General features: G+C 61.7%; 9 protein-coding genes and 1 CRISPR repeat array (1 of these 10 running past the window's edge). Of the genes, 6 read left to right on the forward strand and 3 right to left on the reverse strand.

All coding sequences use genetic code 11. The features are described 5' to 3' along the window. Nucleotides 1-56: 56 nt before the first annotated feature. From Q2K57_RS08260 to Q2K57_RS08270, 3 genes are read right to left on the reverse strand one after another with little or no spacing between them, the layout of a single operon-like run. A complete protein-coding gene (locus Q2K57_RS08260) occupies nucleotides 57-947 on the reverse strand; it encodes a metal ABC transporter permease (RefSeq protein WP_112056232.1) in 891 nt (296 codons plus the stop codon). Beyond that, complete coding sequence (locus tag Q2K57_RS08265; RefSeq protein ID WP_304526611.1) at nucleotides 928-1,668, reverse strand: metal ABC transporter ATP-binding protein; 741 nt, start codon at nucleotides 1,666-1,668, stop codon at nucleotides 928-930. Before Q2K57_RS08265 ends, Q2K57_RS08260 begins: the two co-directional genes overlap by 20 nt. Further along, complete coding sequence (locus Q2K57_RS08270; RefSeq protein ID WP_181463118.1) at nucleotides 1,668-1,814, reverse strand: hypothetical protein; 147 nt, start codon at nucleotides 1,812-1,814, stop codon at nucleotides 1,668-1,670. Before Q2K57_RS08270 ends, Q2K57_RS08265 begins: the two co-directional genes overlap by 1 nt. Before the next feature lie 228 nt (nucleotides 1,815-2,042). Between Q2K57_RS08270 and cas1f the strand changes: the two genes are divergently transcribed. The 6 genes from cas1f to cas6f are packed head-to-tail and all read left to right on the forward strand — an operon-like array spanning nucleotide 2,043 to nucleotide 10,371. After that, nucleotides 2,043-3,023 carry a type I-F CRISPR-associated endonuclease Cas1f gene (gene cas1f / locus Q2K57_RS08275; RefSeq protein WP_112056236.1) on the forward strand — a complete coding sequence of 327 codons (981 nt, stop codon included), beginning with the start codon at nucleotides 2,043-2,045 and terminating at the stop codon, nucleotides 3,021-3,023. Then, a complete protein-coding gene (gene cas3f, locus Q2K57_RS08280; protein WP_304526612.1) occupies nucleotides 3,020-6,373 on the forward strand; it encodes a type I-F CRISPR-associated helicase Cas3f in 3,354 nt (1,117 codons plus the stop codon). The genes cas1f and cas3f overlap by 4 nt, the downstream gene beginning before the upstream one ends. A 25-nt stretch (nucleotides 6,374-6,398) precedes the next feature. Beyond that, nucleotides 6,399-7,766 carry a type I-F CRISPR-associated protein Csy1 gene (gene csy1 / locus Q2K57_RS08285; RefSeq protein WP_304526613.1) on the forward strand — a complete coding sequence of 456 codons (1,368 nt, stop codon included), beginning with the start codon at nucleotides 6,399-6,401 and terminating at the stop codon, nucleotides 7,764-7,766. After that, complete coding sequence (gene csy2 / locus Q2K57_RS08290; RefSeq protein WP_304526614.1) at nucleotides 7,763-8,749, forward strand: type I-F CRISPR-associated protein Csy2; 987 nt, start codon at nucleotides 7,763-7,765, stop codon at nucleotides 8,747-8,749. Before csy1 ends, csy2 begins: the two co-directional genes overlap by 4 nt. Before the next feature lie 14 nt (nucleotides 8,750-8,763). Next, a complete protein-coding gene (gene csy3 / locus Q2K57_RS08295) occupies nucleotides 8,764-9,798 on the forward strand; it encodes a type I-F CRISPR-associated protein Csy3 (protein WP_304526615.1) in 1,035 nt (344 codons plus the stop codon). Between the two features lie 3 nt (nucleotides 9,799-9,801). Then, nucleotides 9,802-10,371 (forward strand): type I-F CRISPR-associated endoribonuclease Cas6/Csy4, encoded by a 570-nt coding sequence (gene cas6f / locus Q2K57_RS08300; protein WP_304526616.1) that lies wholly within the window; start codon nucleotides 9,802-9,804, stop codon nucleotides 10,369-10,371. Nucleotides 10,372-10,500: 129 nt separating this feature from the next. Continuing rightward, nucleotides 10,501-17,129: direct repeats of the CRISPR family, unit length 28 nt; unit sequence GTTCGCTGCCGCCCAGGCAGCTCAGAAA; it runs 610 nt beyond the window's last position.

Here is a 17,129-nt window from a genome sequence, read left to right on the forward strand (position 1 = left end):
GTCCGCCGGCCGTGCGCGGCACGATGGCATCTGCAGCAGTCGGTTTGAGCCAGGCACTACTGGGCTTCGCGAGGCTCCAGCGGTGCATCACGGCGGCGAAGCCTCGCCAGCAGGCTGTTGTAGCGCCCCAGCAGTGCCGAGAGCACATAGCAGGCCCCGGCGAGCAGGATGATGCTCGGCCCCGAGGGCAGTTCCAGGTGATAGGAGAGCAGCAACCCGCCGCTGGTGGCGAACATGGCCAGCAGAATGCCCAGGCCGATCAGCCCCTCGAGGCGCTTTGACCAGAAACGGGCAGTAGTGGCCGGCAGCATCATCAGGCCCACCGCCATCAGGGTGCCCAGCGTCTGAAAGCCGGCCGTCAGGTTGAGCACCACCAGCCCCAAAAAGACGCCATGCACCAGGCCGCCGGCCATGCCCTGACCGCGCAGAAACAGCGGGTCCAGGCATTCGACCACCAGCGCACGGAACACCACTGCAAGCACCACCACGATCAGCGTGCTGATGGCCGCGATCAGTACCAGGGCGGTGGAATCCACGGCGAGGATCGAACCGAACAGCACATGGGTCAGGTCTACGCTGCTGCCGCCCAGCGACACCAGCATCACCCCGCCGGCCAGCGAAATCAGGAAGAAGCTGGCCATTGCCGAGTCTTCCCGGTGGCCGCTCATGTGCGAAACGCTGCCGGCGAGTCCGGCGACGAGCAGCCCCGAGAGAATGCCACCCAGGCTCATCGCCGGCAGCGAGAAGCCCGCCATCAGAAAACCCAGCGCCACCCCGGGCAGGATGGCGTGCGCCATGGCATCGCCGATCAGGCTCATGCCGCGCAGCATCAAAAAGACCCCCAGCGCCGGGGCGGCCAGCGACAGTGCCAGCCCCGCGACCAGCGCCCGTTGCATGAAGCCGTAGTCGAAGGGCGCGAGGAAGAGGCTATTCAGCAGTTCGAGCATGGGGCGCGTCCGTAGGGTGAGTCGGCTTCAATGGCGGCAGCGATTGCAGGCCGCCCTGTCGGTGGTCGATAACGGCCTGGGGCGTGCTCCATTGGGCGTGGCCGTCGGCCAGCAGCAGCACCTCGTCGGCGAGCCGGGTCAGCTGGTCCAGATCGTGGAGCACCACCAGGATGGTGGTGCCCTGACGCGCCATGTCCCGCAGCACCCCAGTCAGCACCTCGACGGTTTCGATATCGACATTGGCGAAGGGCTCGTCGAGCAGCAGCAGTTCGGCTTCCTGCATAAGCGTGCGGCCGAACAGGGCGCGCTGGCGTTGACCGCCGGAGAGCTCGCCCAGCGGACGGTGCGACAGATGCGAGATACCCAGCCGCGCCATCACCTCCCGCGCCTTGCGATAGTGGGGGCCGCAGTAGCCCTTGAGCGCCCCATGGCTTGGCCAGGTGCCGGTCATTACCAGCTCTTCCACGCTCATCGGAAAGGACAGGTCCAGCGCCAGCTGCTGGGGCAGCCAGGCTCGGCGCTCCCTGGGCACGGCGCACTCAATGCGACCCTGGGAGGGTTTGAGCAGGCTCATGATGCCCTGGATCAGCGTGCTCTTGCCTGCGCCATTGGGGCCGATCAGCGCCGTGATGGCGCCATCCGGAAACTGTCCCTCGACGTGTTCGAGCACGGTACGGCCGCCCTGGGCGAGGCTGACATCGTGCAGTGCCAGGCGCGCCATCAGGACCACCACCCTGCGGCCCAGGACACCGCGAGCCACAGCACCGCCAGCGGCGCCGCAGCCAGCAGCAGGCGCCGCGCCCAGGACAGCGACATCAGTGAGAAATGACAGGGGCCTTCCGGCCGGTGGTGGTGGCGATGTGCCATGGTGCGATCTCTTAGGATTGGGCTTGAAACGGTGGCTTGAAACGAGAGCGAAGGTTATAACATAACAATTGCTATTGAGGCTAGAGGGCGAGAAAGAAGGAAGCCGCCAGTCATCACTACATTCGAGCAGAGCGGTCGACGTTGACCAAGGGGGAGTAGCACACCAGAGCGGCAGAATGCTTAGATGGTTTACCCCTTCCGATTGGCATAAGCAGGCAGGTACTAGTCATGGATGACTTCTCCCCTAGCGACATGAAGACGATCCTGCATTCCAAGCGGGCTAACCTCTATTACCTTCAGCATTGTCGTGTGCTGGTTAATGGCGGTCGCGTCGAGTACGTCACCGATGAAGGGAAGCGCTCGCGTTACTGGAATATTCCGATTGCCAATACCACGTCACTGTTACTGGGAACAGGGACGTCTATCACTCAGGCGGCCATGCGTGAGCTGGCCAAGGCCGGCGTGTTGGTGGGGTTTTGCGGCGGCGGCGGGACACCGCTGTTTGCGGCCAACGAAGTCGATGTGGATGTCGCCTGGCTGACGCCGCAGAGTGAGTACCGACCCACCGAATACCTGCAGCACTGGGTGCGATTCTGGTTTGATGACGATAAGCGATTGGAAGCGGCGCGATGTTTCCAACGAGCCAGACTCGCTCAGGTCGAACGCCTTTGGCTTGAACCGCGCTTCCAGCGCGATAGCGGCTTCACCCCGAGCAAGGCCGAGCTGGGCATGCTGATGACCCGCAGTCGAGAAGCGATCGATCTTGCTGCCGACACCACCGCCTTGTTGACCGAAGAAGCCCGACTCACCAAGCAGCTATTCCGGCTGGCCAGCCATGCTGCCGACTACGGCGAGTTTACCCGCGTCAAACGTGGGCAAGGGGCGGACCCGGCCAACCGTTTTCTCGACCACGGTAATTACCTGGCCTACGGGCTGGCCGCCACCGCGACCTGGGTGCTGGGTATTCCTCATGGACTGGCAGTACTGCACGGCAAAACGCGACGCGGTGGGCTCGTATTCGATGTTGCCGACCTGATCAAGGATGCCGTGATCTTGCCGCAGGCGTTCATTTCCGCAAGCCGCGGGGACGAGGAGCAGGAGTTTCGCCAGGCCTGTATCGACCGGCTCACGCAGGTCGAAGCGCTCGATTTCATGATCGACACGCTGAAATCGACGGCCGAGCGCCTTGGGAATGAGGCGCTGGTATGAATGTGCTTCTGGTCTCGCAGTGTCGCAAGAACGCGTTGAAGCAGACACGCCGCGTTCTCGACCAGTTTGCCGAGCGGCGCGGAGAGCGCACCTGGCAAACCCCGATTACTAAGGCTGGGCTCGACACGCTCCGCAAACTGCTGCGCCAATCCGCCCGCAAGAATACCGCCGTCGCCTGCCACTGGATCCGTGGTCACGATCACAGCGAGCTTTTGTGGATCGTGGGCGATGCCTCCCAGTTCAACGCTCGCGGCGGTGCGCCGACCAATACCTCGCGGCGTAATATCCTGCGTACGGAAGACGAGAACGACTGGCACAGCGGCCAGCTGATTCATCTGCTGGCCTCCATGGCCGCGCTATTGCACGACCTCGGAAAAGCCAGCCAAGCGTTTCAGGATCGACTCAATGGCCGTTTAGAAGAGCGTAACCGTTACCGCCATGAGTGGGTGTCACTACGGCTGCTACAGGCGTTCGTCGGCGAAGATGACGACCCCAGCTGGCTTGCACGCCTAGAAAAGCCAACCGCGGAAGACGATGCTTGCTGGCTGAACCGTCTGATTCGCGATGGCGTAGATGAATCTGCCAGCGACAGTGCACCGTTTAGCCAATTGCCACCGCTGGCGGCGGCGATTGGTTGGCTGGTCGTCAGTCACCACCGGCTGCCGGCTCTGCCCGCCACCGATGAAATTGGCGCCCAGAAATGGGTGGGCGCCAGAGCCCATCTGAACGCGGGAAACCTGCCCACGCTTCCCCAGGCGATTACTGCCGCCTGGAACGAGCGGGTGGAACCAGCGGCCTTTGAACGCGTGGCCCCTTACTGGACATTTCCGCATGGCCTGCCGGTCACCGAAGCGGCCTGGCGTGAACGCAGCCGGCGCCTGGCACGCCAGCTTCAGCAGATACGCAGCGACGCGTCACCGCTCGAGTCGCCCTACGTCATGCATCTGGCCCGACTTTCGCTGATGCTGGGCGATCATTACTACTCCAGCCTCAAGGACCAGGGGCGCTTGAATGGCCAATGGTCGCTCGATTTCTACGCCAATACGTCCAATCACCAAGGTAAGCGGCGCCTCAGCCAACCGTTGACCGAACACTTGCTCGGCGTGACCCGAAGCGTCGGTGAAATTACACACCACCTGCCGGGAATGGAGACAGCGCTACCCAGGATTGCTCGACACAAGGGCTTCAAGGCGCGCAGCCGTGATGCGCGCTTTCGCTGGCAGGACAAAGCGTTCGACCTGGCAACCGGGCTTCGTGATAAGAGCCATCGCCAGGGTTTTTTCGGCATCAATATGGCTTCGACCGGCTGTGGCAAGACCATCGCCAACGGCCGGATCTTCTATGCGTTGAGCGACCCAGAGTCGGGGGCGCGCTTCACCATCGCGCTGGGGCTTCGCACCTTGACGCTGCAAACCGGTCAGGCCTATCGCGAGCGCTTGGGGCTGGGGAGCGACGATCTCGCCATTCGCGTCGGCGGCTCAGCCAGCAGGGCGCTGTTCAATCAACAACAGCTCGAGCATCAGCAGCGCGATTTTGGCGGCTCTGAATCTCGTGCCAGCCTGCTGGATGAACAAGCCCACGTGCATTTCGAAGGCAATCTCGGTGATCACCCCTTGCTAGCTAAGGCCGTTGCCGACCCTCACACCCAAGGGCTGATCAATGCGCCGATCCTGGTGTGCACCGTCGATCACCTGATGCCCGCTACCGAAAGCCTGCGAGGCGGCCATCAGATCGCCCCGATGCTGCGCTTGATGAGCGGTGACCTGGTGCTTGATGAGCCCGACGATTTCGATACCGCTGACCTTCCGGCGCTGACTCGGCTCGTCTATTGGGCAGGCATGCTTGGTTCAAGAGTGCTGCTTTCATCTGCCACCTTGCCACCGGCGCTGGTGCGCGGCCTGTTTGAAGCGTATCTCAGCGGGAGGGCCGAGTATCAGCGCCATCGTGGCACCCCGGGGGCGCCGGTCCATCCAGTGTGTGCCTGGTTCGATGAGCATGGCTGTACGCACAGCGACGGTGATGATGGCATCGCGTTTGACGCCGCGCATCATGCCTTTGCCCGCCGTCGAGCCGACAAGCTGAGCAAGCAGCCAGCGGTGAGGCGCGGCCGAATCGTGCCTCTTATCGCCCCGTCGGCTCATCCGGATGCCGTTCATCAAGTGGTGGCTGACACCCTACTCAGTGAAGCGCTGACACTTCATGCGCAGCATCACAGTGTTGATCCGCATAGCCAAAAAAGGGTCAGCTTCGGCCTCGTGAGAATGGCCAACATCGAACCCTTGGTCGCCGTGGCCCAGGCGCTATATCGCGCCGACATTACCAGTGGCTACCAGATCCATCTGTGCGTTTATCACTCGCAGTATCCTCTGGTGCTGCGCTCGCGATTGGAAGCCCGGCTCGACAGAGCACTGGACCGGCGCGATGAAAACGCCGTCTTCGATCTGCCCGATATTCGCTCCCGACTGGACAGTAGCGAGGCAGTGAATCAGCTATTCCTGGTGCTAGGTTCACCCGTCACGGAAGTTGGTCGCGATCACGATTACGATTGGGCCATCGTCGAGCCATCTTCGATGCGCTCGATCATCCAGCTCGCCGGTCGGGTGCTTCGGCATCGCCCAACGCCGGTCAAGACGCCGAACATCGCGCTGCTCAATGCCAACGTGAAGTCCCTCAAACGGCAGCAAGCAGCCTTCAGTCGTCCGGGCTTTGAAACCGAAAAACTCTGGCCGCTGAGTCAACACCGGCTGGAAACGCTACTGCGTCAGGAGGAGTTTGATTCTATTGACTCACGCCCCCGTCTGCTGCCGGCCGAAGCTTTGGAACCCACTCAGAAACTCGTTGATCTCGAACATGCTCGCCTAGCGTCGCTGATGGTCGAGGGCGCTGCATCTGCTCCCGGCCAACGGCGGCGCAAGCGACGGGGTGAACCCCAGCAGACCGAACTGGGGGCCTATCTGTTTTATCGCACGCCGGCGATGACGCTCGGCGCCGTGCCGATACAGCAGCAGCCCTTTCGCGAAGATAACGAAGCAGACAGCGAATTCGTGCTATTGCCAGACGAAAACGAAGAGGAATTCGGCTTTTGGCGCAGCGACCGGCAAGGCAAGGACGAGCGGCTGGTGCCCGTCGAATCCGAGCTGGATCGATTGCCGGACGAGGCCATCCGCCATCCGCGTGTCACGCCGTGGAACGAACCGGACTATATGGCCGCGCTCGCCGATCAGGCCGACGCGATGGGCATGGATATTGAGCGCTGCGCACATCGTTTCGGTCGCATTCGCCTAAAAACGAACCGCGCTCCGCAGGGCTGGCATTTTCATCCAGCGCTGGGATTCGTACGTAAAAAATAATGTAGAGCAACGCAAAGGGAGCTTTATGAGCGAAGAAACTGACGGCTCGCCACCGACATCGTTGAAGGGGCTCATTCAGGAGTTTGTCCATGACCGTTTTGCCACCAAAACGGAGAAGCTCGCGCCGGACGATCCCGCCTATCTCAAGCTGCAGCAACAGTTCGAACTGCAGACCTGGCTGGCCGATGCCGCGCGGCGTGTCGGTCAGTTGCAGGTCGTCACGCACTCGCTAAAGGCGATCCATCCTGAGGCGAAGGGCACCAACCTTTATGTCGAGCCCGGTCAACTTCACGGGAAAGAGGGGGTCGGAAGCCACTGCTTGCCCACTGATTTCGAGGGTGACGTCGTTGGCAATGCCGCCGCGCTGGATGTCTATAAATTCCTGAAACTGCGATGGCAAGGGGGTTCGCTGCTGGAACTAGCACTCGAGAACGATGAATCGCTGATCGACGCGCTAAGTGAGGATCGGGCCGAGGCGCAAGCCTGGGTGCATGCTTTCGCCGGTATCGTCGAACCGAAGGGCACTCCCAGTTCGCATGCGCGCGGCAAGCAGATTTACTGGCTGGTCGGTGATGAGCCAACCGACAACGCCAGTTATCACTTGCTGGCGCCTCTTTATGCCACCGCCCTCACGCATCGCTTCTACGCCCAGGTCAGCCCCAACACCTGGTTCTTTGGCGATCACAACAAGGCGGCGCGTAAGGCGTTGCGTGAACGAACCGCCTTCGAAGGTGGCTACACGAGCTATCCCAACCTTGCCGTACAAAAGCTTGGTGGCACCAAGCCGCAGAATATCTCTCAGCTTAATAGCGAACGTGGCGGTCAGAATTACCTGCTGGCCTCGTTGCCGCCTACCTGGACCTCACGCGAGGTCTATGCCCCGATGCGCGACGTGTTCAAGGCGTTCAAGGGTCGTCCAGAGGTCCGGAGGATTATTGGCGAATTGAAACGCCTTCTGGAAACAGACCGCACCAGGAGCAGGGGTGCGCTCGATATGCGCGATGACCTGACCGCGATGCTGGTCGATGAGCTGATGCTGTTCACACTCGATATCCATTCGCTGGCGCCTGGCTGGACAGCTGATGAGAGGTGCCAGCTCGCGCAGGAGGAGCAGTATTGGCTGGACCCTTTGCGGGGGCAGGAGGATGCCGACTTCGACGATGCCCGCCGCCGCAACGACTGGCATGAAGCTGTGAGTTCACGCGCAGCCAATTGGCTCAATCGTGAGCTGAACCATAACAGCCTACTGAGCTTTGGTGATGCGGAACATCATCATTGGAAGAGTCAGTTCGAGGGCATGGTGACCGAGTTCCGCCGCCAGGTGGACGACCTGCAGGATGCACTGCGCGATGACGTCGATGATCCCGACGACCCGGAAGGAGAAGCCGCATGATCAATCACCTTCTGGTGCTTCCCCGGCTGCGTATTCAAAACGCCAACGCCATTTCAAGCCCGATGACCTGGGGCTTTCCCGCCATGAGTGCCTTCATGGGTACCATGCAGGCGCTGGAGCGTAATCTGCCCGATGACATCAAGCTGGTCTTCAACGAGGTCGGCGTGGTGTGTCATCACATTGAGCCCCAGGTCACGCAGGGGGGCTTTACCCGCGCCTTTCATCTCACTCGCAACCCGGTGGATAAATCCGGTGGCACAGCAGCCATCGTCGAGGAGGGCCGCGCGCACCTGGAAATCTCGCTGCTGGTGGGAGTCGAGTCCGAAGGCGATGACCTGAGCAGTGCTGAACGCCGCCAGGTAATCGCCCAAACCTTGTTTGATCAGGTGTTGGGCATGCGCATTGCGGGCGGCAGTGTGATGCCGTCTCGACCCGGCGAGCGGCGCCACCGCCCAGCGTTGATCAGCTTCGATGCCAGCGAGGACGAAAACGCCAAGCAGTGGCGCCGAATCAAACGCCGGCTGTTGCCGGGCTTTGCGCTGGTGTCGCGCGATGATCGGCTGGTCGAGCACACCGCGATGTTTCAAGCGCAGAACGATCAAGCGACTGCGCTGGATGCCTGGCTCGATCTCTGCCGGTTAAACCACGAATGCCGGGTTGTAGAAGAGACAAACGCAAAAGACGGCGAGCAAAGGGAAGCGGTGCACTGGGGGATTCGTCGCCCCTATCCCGGCTGGCTAGTGCCGATCCCCGTCGGTTATAGCGCCATCTCCGAGCTTTTTAAGGCCGGTGAAGTGGCCAACGCTCGCGATGCCGACACGCTGTTTCAGTTTGTCGAAAGCCTCTACTCGATTGGCGAATGGGTCAGCCCCCATCGCATCCAAGACCCCGAAGCGCTGCTCTGGTACGTCGACAACGACCTAGAGGCAGGAAGCTATCGGCTGAATAACGACTACAGCCTCGCCACAGCACACGTCGAATGACAAGGAGCTTCATCATGGCCAAGAACGATACTCTCAAGACCGCTTCCGTCCTCGCTTTCGAGCGCAAGCTCGACCCCTCCGATGCACTGTTCAGCGCCGGCAACTGGGATGAGCGGGACCAATATAATCAGTGGAGCAGCATCCCCGTTGGCGAAAAATCGGTACGCGGCACCATTTCCAATCGCTTGAAGGTCAAGGACCAGGACCCGGCCAAGCTGGATGCAGCCATCGAGAACCCCAACCTGCAGACCGTCGACGTCGCCGCGCTGCCTCATAGTGCCGACACCCTGGCCGTCCGCTTTACCCTGCGGGTACTGGCGGGCGCCGGTAAGCCCTCGGCCTGCAATAACGCCGAGTACCAGCGCAAGTTGAAGCAGACCGTTGACGGCTACGTCAGCGAGCATGGCTTTGGAGAGCTCGCACACCGCTATGCCTGCAATCTCGCCAACGGTCGTTTCCTGTGGCGTAACCGTGTGGGTGCCGAGCAAGTGGAAGTCATGGTCAGCCAGATGAAGGGTGGCCAGACAGAGAAGACGTGGACCTTCAACGCACTCGACTACTCGCTGCGCGATTTCGAGGGTAGCCAAGCCACGCGCGAACTTGGTGGGCTGATCAATGATGCGCTTGCCGGTAAGAGCTACCTGCTGCTGGATGTGGTGGCGTTCGCCCGAGTGGGTGCCGGTCAGGAAGTCTTCCCCTCGCAGGAGCTGATTCTGGATCGTTCGCGCGGCGACAAGAGCAAGACGCTTTACAAGATCGGTGATAACGATAACGCCGCCATCCACTCCCAGAAGCTGGGCAATGCCATTCGCACCATTGATACCTGGTACCCGGCACCCAGCGATGACAGCGACCTCGGCCCGATCGCTATCGAGCCCTACGGCTCCGTGACCACCCAGGGCAGCGCCTACCGCCAGCCCAAGCAAAAGGTGGATTTCTATTCACTGCTGGATAACTGGTTGCTCAAGGATCAGGCGCCTGCCGCCGAACAGCAGCACTTCGTCATGGCCACGCTGATTCGTGGCGGTGTCTTCGGCGATGCGGGGTAAGCCATGGATCACTATCTCGACATTCGCCTGCGACCCGACCCGGATTTTCCGGAAGCGATGTTGATGGGTGCGCTTTACAGCAAGCTGCACCGGGCCCTTTATGACCTGGATGCGAATGACATCGGCATTAGCCTGCCGGACCACAAAAACGGCGTGCGTGCTCGCACGCCGGGCAACCGACTGCGGCTGCATAGCGGCAAGGAACGGCTGGAACAACTGATGGCTGTGTCCTGGCTGACGGGTATGCGGGACCATGTGCAACTCGAAGTCGTCCAGTCGGTGCCAGAAAAGGTGAGTTACCGGGTTGTTCGGCGCAAGCAGTTCAATACCGGAAGCCCCAGCCGGGCAAAGCGGTATGCCAAGCGTCACGACATCGGCATCGACGAAGCCCAGCGTTTGATGGAAAAGCCTGCTGAACGTCAAATCGCCTTGCCATTCGTGCAAGTCAGTAGCCGTTCAAGCGGGCAGCGGTTCGCCTTGTTTATTGAGCATGGCAAAGCGCAGCCACAACCCAGCTCCGGGCGCTTTAACCATTATGGCTTGAGCACGGAAGCAACCGTGCCCTGGTTCTGACCCTTTTTCCGAGCGTTTTTATAGAGCTCGGAAAAACAATGAGTTAGCGACGCCTCCGAAAAAAGGGAGGCGTCGCGCTTTACGGCTATTGCTCTTTAATAATCAGAGGTTTAGCTTGAAAAGGCTCTAGTTCGCTGCCGCCCAGGCAGCTCAGAAAACGGTAATGCTGTATCCCGCTGCTAGCGCCGCGTTCGCTGCCGCCCAGGCAGCTCAGAAAAGTCGCAGAACACAGCGACCACCCCCCCCCCGGTTCGCTGCCGCCCAGGCAGCTCAGAAATTGTCCGGCGTCGTGCGTGGGTAGTCGTAGACGTTCGCTGCCGCCCAGGCAGCTCAGAAAGAGAAGGAAAAGCCCGTACCGCACAATGCTGGGTTCGCTGCCGCCCAGGCAGCTCAGAAATATTACGATGCCCACCAGATTACGCCCCGGTGGTTCGCTGCCGCCCAGGCAGCTCAGAAAGAGCGGGTCAAGATCGACGCTGATGCGGTACTGTTCGCTGCCGCCCAGGCAGCTCAGAAAATCACCCGCGCCCGCGGTAACCGGTAGGAAATGTTCGCTGCCGCCCAGGCAGCTCAGAAAAAGCAAGCCAGCGTGCTTGCCTATGCCGCCGTGTTCGCTGCCGCCCAGGCAGCTCAGAAAGCTGAACCACTGCCACATGACGCCAGTGATCTGTTCGCTGCCGCCCAGGCAGCTCAGAAACGCAGCCGTAGAGCGCGACGACATGGGGTGCTGTTCGCTGCCGCCCAGGCAGCTCAGAAAATCGGAGCGCGGGCCGTCAGTGACCACCTGAAGTTCGCTGCCGCCCAGGCAGCTCAGAAAACCAAGCACACCGTCACATTCAGTCAGGCGGAGTTCGCTGCCGCCCAGGCAGCTCAGAAATGAGATTTTGCGGAACACGCAGTAAGCAGCCCGTTCGCTGCCGCCCAGGCAGCTCAGAAATCGATGGCGCGGGCGATGAGACCCGGCACGATGTTCGCTGCCGCCCAGGCAGCTCAGAAAACTTCCGGTTATGGACGGCGCGGCCAGCATGAGTTCGCTGCCGCCCAGGCAGCTCAGAAAAAGCAGCGTTGTCGGCATTGGTCGCCGGGCTGGTTCGCTGCCGCCCAGGCAGCTCAGAAATTCTCTTCGCCGATCAGCAAGCCTTTGTCGTTGTTCGCTGCCGCCCAGGCAGCTCAGAAATGGTCCCAGCCATCCCGACGCCAGTTGTCGCTGTTCGCTGCCGCCCAGGCAGCTCAGAAATTCATCGCCCGGCCAGTCGCGGCGCCCGTCGAGTTCGCTGCCGCCCAGGCAGCTCAGAAACCGTGGAAATGGAGCCGGTTTCGAGAAAGTGGGTTCGCTGCCGCCCAGGCAGCTCAGAAACGCAGGGCGCCCATGACGGCGGCGACGTTTTGGTTCGCTGCCACCCAGGCAGCTCAGAAAAAGTACATCAGCAAAAACATCAACGGCCAGCAATGTTCGCTGCCGCCCAGGCAGCTCAGAAAGAATCCTCGGGCCGGACGTGACGCCCCGCGCAGTTCGCTGCCGCCCAGGCAGCTCAGAAATCTCCCATGCTGTCCCTGCTATTGCCTTTCCAGTTCGCTGCCGCCCAGGCAGCTCAGAAATGCTGCTGTGGAGTAGACGCCGGGGGCGTACTCGTTCGCTGCCGCCCAGGCAGCTCAGAAATTCTCTCGTACTCCTCTTTACCGATACCGAAAGTTCGCTGCCGCCCAGGCAGCTCAGAAATTCAGCCATCGGCTGTACGTGGTGAAGCGCAAGTTCGCTGCCGCCCAGGCAGCTCAGAAATGCATCATCGCCATAGCGGCGTTGAACTGCTCGTTCGCTGCCGCCCAGGCAGCTCAGAAAGGCTGGGCGATGGCGACATCAAGAACGCAGCCGTTCGCTGCCGCCCAGGCAGCTCAGAAAAATCATCACCGACGATTGCGCCAACCACATCAGTTCGCTGCCGCCCAGGCAGCTCAGAAAAACCCACTCGCTGAATGGCCTGGTGGATGCCCGTTCGCTGCCGCCCAGGCAGCTCAGAAAAACTCATCCATCTCTAGCCGGTCATTCTTGATGTTCGCTGCCGCCCAGGCAGCTCAGAAACCGATGCCCGCTCTATTCTCAGCCGAACGGGCGTTCGCTGCCGCCCAGGCAGCTCAGAAAACAAGCGCGGGGTCAGGAACTTCTCGCGCTCAGTTCGCTGCCGCCCAGGCAGCTCAGAAAAGGAGGCGACCGGGCATGAGTCGCACGAGGTCGTTCGCTGCCGCCCAGGCAGCTCAGAAATTTCTGTTGTGGACTCTGGATTTAGCGCCGTGGTTCGCTGCCGCCCAGGCAGCTCAGAAATCTGTGCGACGGGCTCTTTCTATTGAGGTATCGTTCGCTGCCGCCCAGGCAGCTCAGAAAATGACCCTGCCGCTAGACAACAGCGGCAGTAAGTTCGCTGCCGCCCAGGCAGCTCAGAAATCGCCATGGTGTTCGCCATCGGCACTGACCCCGTTCGCTGCCGCCCAGGCAGCTCAGAAAGCGCCTCCCAGCGAGATACGCGGCGAGGTCGTGTTCGCTGCCGCCCAGGCAGCTCAGAAAATCGCCGACAGCCGCTATAAGGCTTACAAGGAGTTCGCTGCCGCCCAGGCAGCTCAGAAATGATCGCAGGTGGTGATGAGATGTGGAGAGCCGTTCGCTGCCGCCCAGGCAGCTCAGAAAGCCCGGCAGTCTCGTTTCGTGGATAACAAGGCGTTCGCTGCCGCCCAGGCAGCTCAGAAAACTGGTACGACGAAGTTGCTCGCACACCCCAAGTTCGCTGCCGCCCAGGCAGCTCAGAAAGATCGCGCTGGCTGAAATCGCTGGTTTTGGTCGTTCGCTGCCGCCCAGGCAGCTCAGAAACGGATCGAGCGCGAAGAAGATCGCAAGGCCCGCGTTCGCTGCCGCCCAGGCAGCTCAGAAATTGCTCCCGCACTTTGCGGGCCTCCCGCCAGAGTTCGCTGCCGCCCAGGCAGCTCAGAAATGTTCAGCAGTAGCGCACAACCGCCCAGGAAGGTTCGCTGCCGCCCAGGCAGCTCAGAAATTAGATACCGGCGAAAGTATCCAGATACTCGAGTTCGCTGCCGCCCAGGCAGCTCAGAAACGCGAGGGCCAGCGCGTCGCCGCGATACAGGGGTTCGCTGCCGCCCAGGCAGCTCAGAAATCGCCGGACACCTGCTGTGACCGAAAGTCGCCGTTCGCTGCCGCCCAGGCAGCTCAGAAAGCTGAAATCACGCGCCACCGGCAGCATGACGTGTTCGCTGCCGCCCAGGCAGCTCAGAAATATGCTCCCGGCGAGACGGCGGGCGAGCAAAACGTTCGCTGCCGCCCAGGCAGCTCAGAAATCTATCCGGTTTTTCCTGCCCGCTATCGCGGGGTTCGCTGCCGCCCAGGCAGCTCAGAAACAGCCGCGCCAGTCGGGCGGGTATGAGTCGGGGTTCGCTGCCGCCCAGGCAGCTCAGAAAATGGCCGACGCCATGGCCAAGCACACCGCGCAGTTCGCTGCCGCCCAGGCAGCTCAGAAAATACAACCCCCTATCTATCGCGTCAGCAGCAGGTTCGCTGCCGCCCAGGCAGCTCAGAAAGCTTTCACGTCGTGCATAAAGGCACGGCCCGAGTTCGCTGCCGCCCAGGCAGCTCAGAAAGTTGCAAGCGCGGCCATGAATGCCCCGGGAAAGTTCGCTGCCGCCCAGGCAGCTCAGAAAGATGACCTGCCGCGCGTCGACGTGACCGGCACGTTCGCTGCCGCCCAGGCAGCTCAGAAAACCTGGAACTCGGCGATCAGATCCTTGATGCCGTTCGCTGCCGCCCAGGCAGCTCAGAAACTGGAGAAGCTAGGGGAGTGGGCGCAAGGCCTAGTTCGCTGCCGCCCAGGCAGCTCAGAAATTGGGACGTGACGTTCCAATGCGAAGCATAGCGTTCGCTGCCGCCCAGGCAGCTCAGAAAAGGGCCAGCGCCACGCCCATAACGGCGAGTTCGTTCGCTGCCGCCCAGGCAGCTCAGAAAAAGCAGGCCCACCACGGCGGGGGCTGCGGCCAGTTCGCTGCCGCCCAGGCAGCTCAGAAATTTGCGAGGGGCTGCAACGCACTTCGGCGCAGGTTCGCTGCCGCCCAGGCAGCTCAGAAAATCTCTAGCGCCTCGCTGTGCGCCTGGCTGCTGTTCGCTGCCGCCCAGGCAGCTCAGAAAGTGCTGCTGATAGGGGAATAGGCTTAGGTGGAGTTCGCTGCCGCCCAGGCAGCTCAGAAACAAGCCCGCCAGCTAGTCGAGCAGTGGGGCAAGTTCGCTGCCGCCCAGGCAGCTCAGAAAAAGGCATGGGCGGCGGCCTCGCCGGTCAGGCGGTTCGCTGCCGCCCAGGCAGCTCAGAAAGCTCGAAAAGCCGCCGAGGCCGAGGGCGTCACGTTCGCTGCCGCCCAGGCAGCTCAGAAAAACCGGCGTGCCGGCGGCGGCCGCACTGATTCGTTCGCTGCCGCCCAGGCAGCTCAGAAATGCGAAACCAACAGGGCTATCGAGATCATCCTGTTCGCTGCCGCCCAGGCAGCTCAGAAATCCTTGCGATGCTCGTTCAGATAGGCATCCAGGTTCGCTGCCGCCCAGGCAGCTCAGAAACATTGCTGCACGGTCTGTGCAGACACGCCAAGGTTCGCTGCCGCCCAGGCAGCTCAGAAACACTCCATTCCGTCATCGCTCTCTCCTCCCGTGTTCGCTGCCGCCCAGGCAGCTCAGAAAAAGCTCGAGGCGCTGATGGAGGGTGAATGCGAGTTCGCTGCCGCCCAGGCAGCTCAGAAAACTACTGCGGGAGCATGGTCGAGCTAGTCAGCGTTCGCTGCCGCCCAGGCAGCTCAGAAACAATTCCGACAACTCGGCCAGCGTGTACTCCTGTTCGCTGCCGCCCAGGCAGCTCAGAAAAGCACGGCGAGCAGCTCGCGCTGAAGCATGTTGTTCGCTGCCGCCCAGGCAGCTCAGAAATGGAAGCGCTCGGCCGTTGCCGGCTCGCCGCCGTTCGCTGCCGCCCAGGCAGCTCAGAAAAGCATCAGCCACCGCCTCGCCAAGGCCGTGGTGTTCGCTGCCGCCCAGGCAGCTCAGAAACTCGGCGGTGACGCGGTCGGCGTCTACAAAGGGTTCGCTGCCGCCCAGGCAGCTCAGAAATGTGAGCGTGAGCCCTGAAAGCGCCCCGCGGCGTTCGCTGCCGCCCAGGCAGCTCAGAAAGGTACCGAGACAAGCTGCTCGATGCCGTGCTGGTTCGCTGCCGCCCAGGCAGCTCAGAAATATGGGACCCCGACGAAGATCACCGCGTAGCGGTTCGCTGCCGCCCAGGCAGCTCAGAAAGCGCCCGCCCCTCACGGATATCGGCGAGAATGTGTTCGCTGCCGCCCAGGCAGCTCAGAAAGCGCAGAAACTCGCCACGAAGGTCCGGAATCCGTTCGCTGCCGCCCAGGCAGCTCAGAAAGACCAAAAATGGGTGGATGGAGTTACCATCTAGTTCGCTGCCGCCCAGGCAGCTCAGAAATACCGCAATAAGCATTACCTCAACACCGTCAAGTTCGCTGCCGCCCAGGCAGCTCAGAAATGCGATAAGGGGCGCTGGGCCGAGTATCTGCGGTTCGCTGCCGCCCAGGCAGCTCAGAAAAGGAGGGGAACGCGGTCAGGCTATCGGCATCGGTTCGCTGCCGCCCAGGCAGCTCAGAAAACCTGGGCACCTACGGTATTCGCGTAGTCGAGGTTCGCTGCCGCCCAGGCAGCTCAGAAACCGAGTATTCACAGGCAATAAGCACCCTCATAGTTCGCTGCCGCCCAGGCAGCTCAGAAATGTCGCTCCGTCATCTTCCTGTAGTAGTCGCGGTTCGCTGCCGCCCAGGCAGCTCAGAAAACCAGAGCAAGAGCGCTGGCCGTCTCGAGGGTGTTCGCTGCCGCCCAGGCAGCTCAGAAAATTCCACCCAGTCCTTGCACTCCTGCGGTACCGTTCGCTGCCGCCCAGGCAGCTCAGAAACCGTGCTGACAGCATGGGAGCAGTTGCCGCTGGTTCGCTGCCGCCCAGGCAGCTCAGAAATGACGCTCGACCACGCCGTAGGCCAGTGACACGTTCGCTGCCGCCCAGGCAGCTCAGAAATGAAGGACGGGGCCATCGTGCCCGTGTCGAATGTTCGCTGCCGCCCAGGCAGCTCAGAAATCGATCGGCTCTGCGCTGCCTGCCTTTACATCGTTCGCTGCCGCCCAGGCAGCTCAGAAATCAATGGCCGGCGCCTAGAGCAACGCCAGCGCGTTCGCTGCCGCCCAGGCAGCTCAGAAATTCGCGGCTGCGATAGGTATCGAGTGTGCGAGGTTCGCTGCCGCCCAGGCAGCTCAGAAAGGAGAGCTCGGTGCGCTCCTTGAATGCTTGGAGTTCGCTGCCGCCCAGGCAGCTCAGAAAAAGTACGCCACGTTCGAGGACATCAACGACGTGTTCGCTGCCGCCCAGGCAGCTCAGAAAACGTCCATGCCTGCATCGAGGAGCAGAAGCGGGTTCGCTGCCGCCCAGGCAGCTCAGAAATGATGGATGGAGATGATTGATGAGGATCTTTGGTTCGCTGCCGCCCAGGCAGCTCAGAAATGTGCCACTCCACAAACAAGGCGATCCGCTGCGTTCGCTGCCGCCCAGGCAGCTCAGAAATACACCCGGCCCAAGGGTCGGCGGCTCATGAGGTTCGCTGCCGCCCAGGCAGCTCAGAAAACCCCGAGAAGCTTGAGCGCTTTGATCGGGTCGTTCGCTGCCGCCCAGGCAGCT

Source organism: Halomonas sp. I5-271120, from assembly GCF_030553075.1.
GTDB classification, from domain to species: Bacteria; Pseudomonadota; Gammaproteobacteria; order Pseudomonadales; family Halomonadaceae; genus Onishia; species Onishia taeanensis_A.

Bases quoted from the DNA above. Each gene is read 5' to 3' on its own strand.
- cas6f (WP_304526616.1), top strand. From the start codon at position 9,802: ATGGATCACTATCTCGACATTCGCCTGCGACCCGACCCGGATTTTCCG.
- Q2K57_RS08270 (WP_181463118.1), bottom strand. From the start codon at position 1,814: ATGGCACATCGCCACCACCACCGGCCGGAAGGCCCCTGTCATTTCTCA.
- csy3 (WP_304526615.1), top strand. From the start codon at position 8,764: ATGGCCAAGAACGATACTCTCAAGACCGCTTCCGTCCTCGCTTTCGAG.
- cas1f (WP_112056236.1), top strand. From the start codon at position 2,043: ATGGATGACTTCTCCCCTAGCGACATGAAGACGATCCTGCATTCCAAG.
- cas3f (WP_304526612.1), top strand. From the start codon at position 3,020: ATGAATGTGCTTCTGGTCTCGCAGTGTCGCAAGAACGCGTTGAAGCAG.
- Q2K57_RS08265 (WP_304526611.1), bottom strand. From the start codon at position 1,668: ATGGCGCGCCTGGCACTGCACGATGTCAGCCTCGCCCAGGGCGGCCGT.
- Q2K57_RS08260 (WP_112056232.1), bottom strand. From the start codon at position 947: ATGCTCGAACTGCTGAATAGCCTCTTCCTCGCGCCCTTCGACTACGGC.
- csy2 (WP_304526614.1), top strand. From the start codon at position 7,763: ATGATCAATCACCTTCTGGTGCTTCCCCGGCTGCGTATTCAAAACGCC.
- csy1 (WP_304526613.1), top strand. From the start codon at position 6,399: ATGAGCGAAGAAACTGACGGCTCGCCACCGACATCGTTGAAGGGGCTC.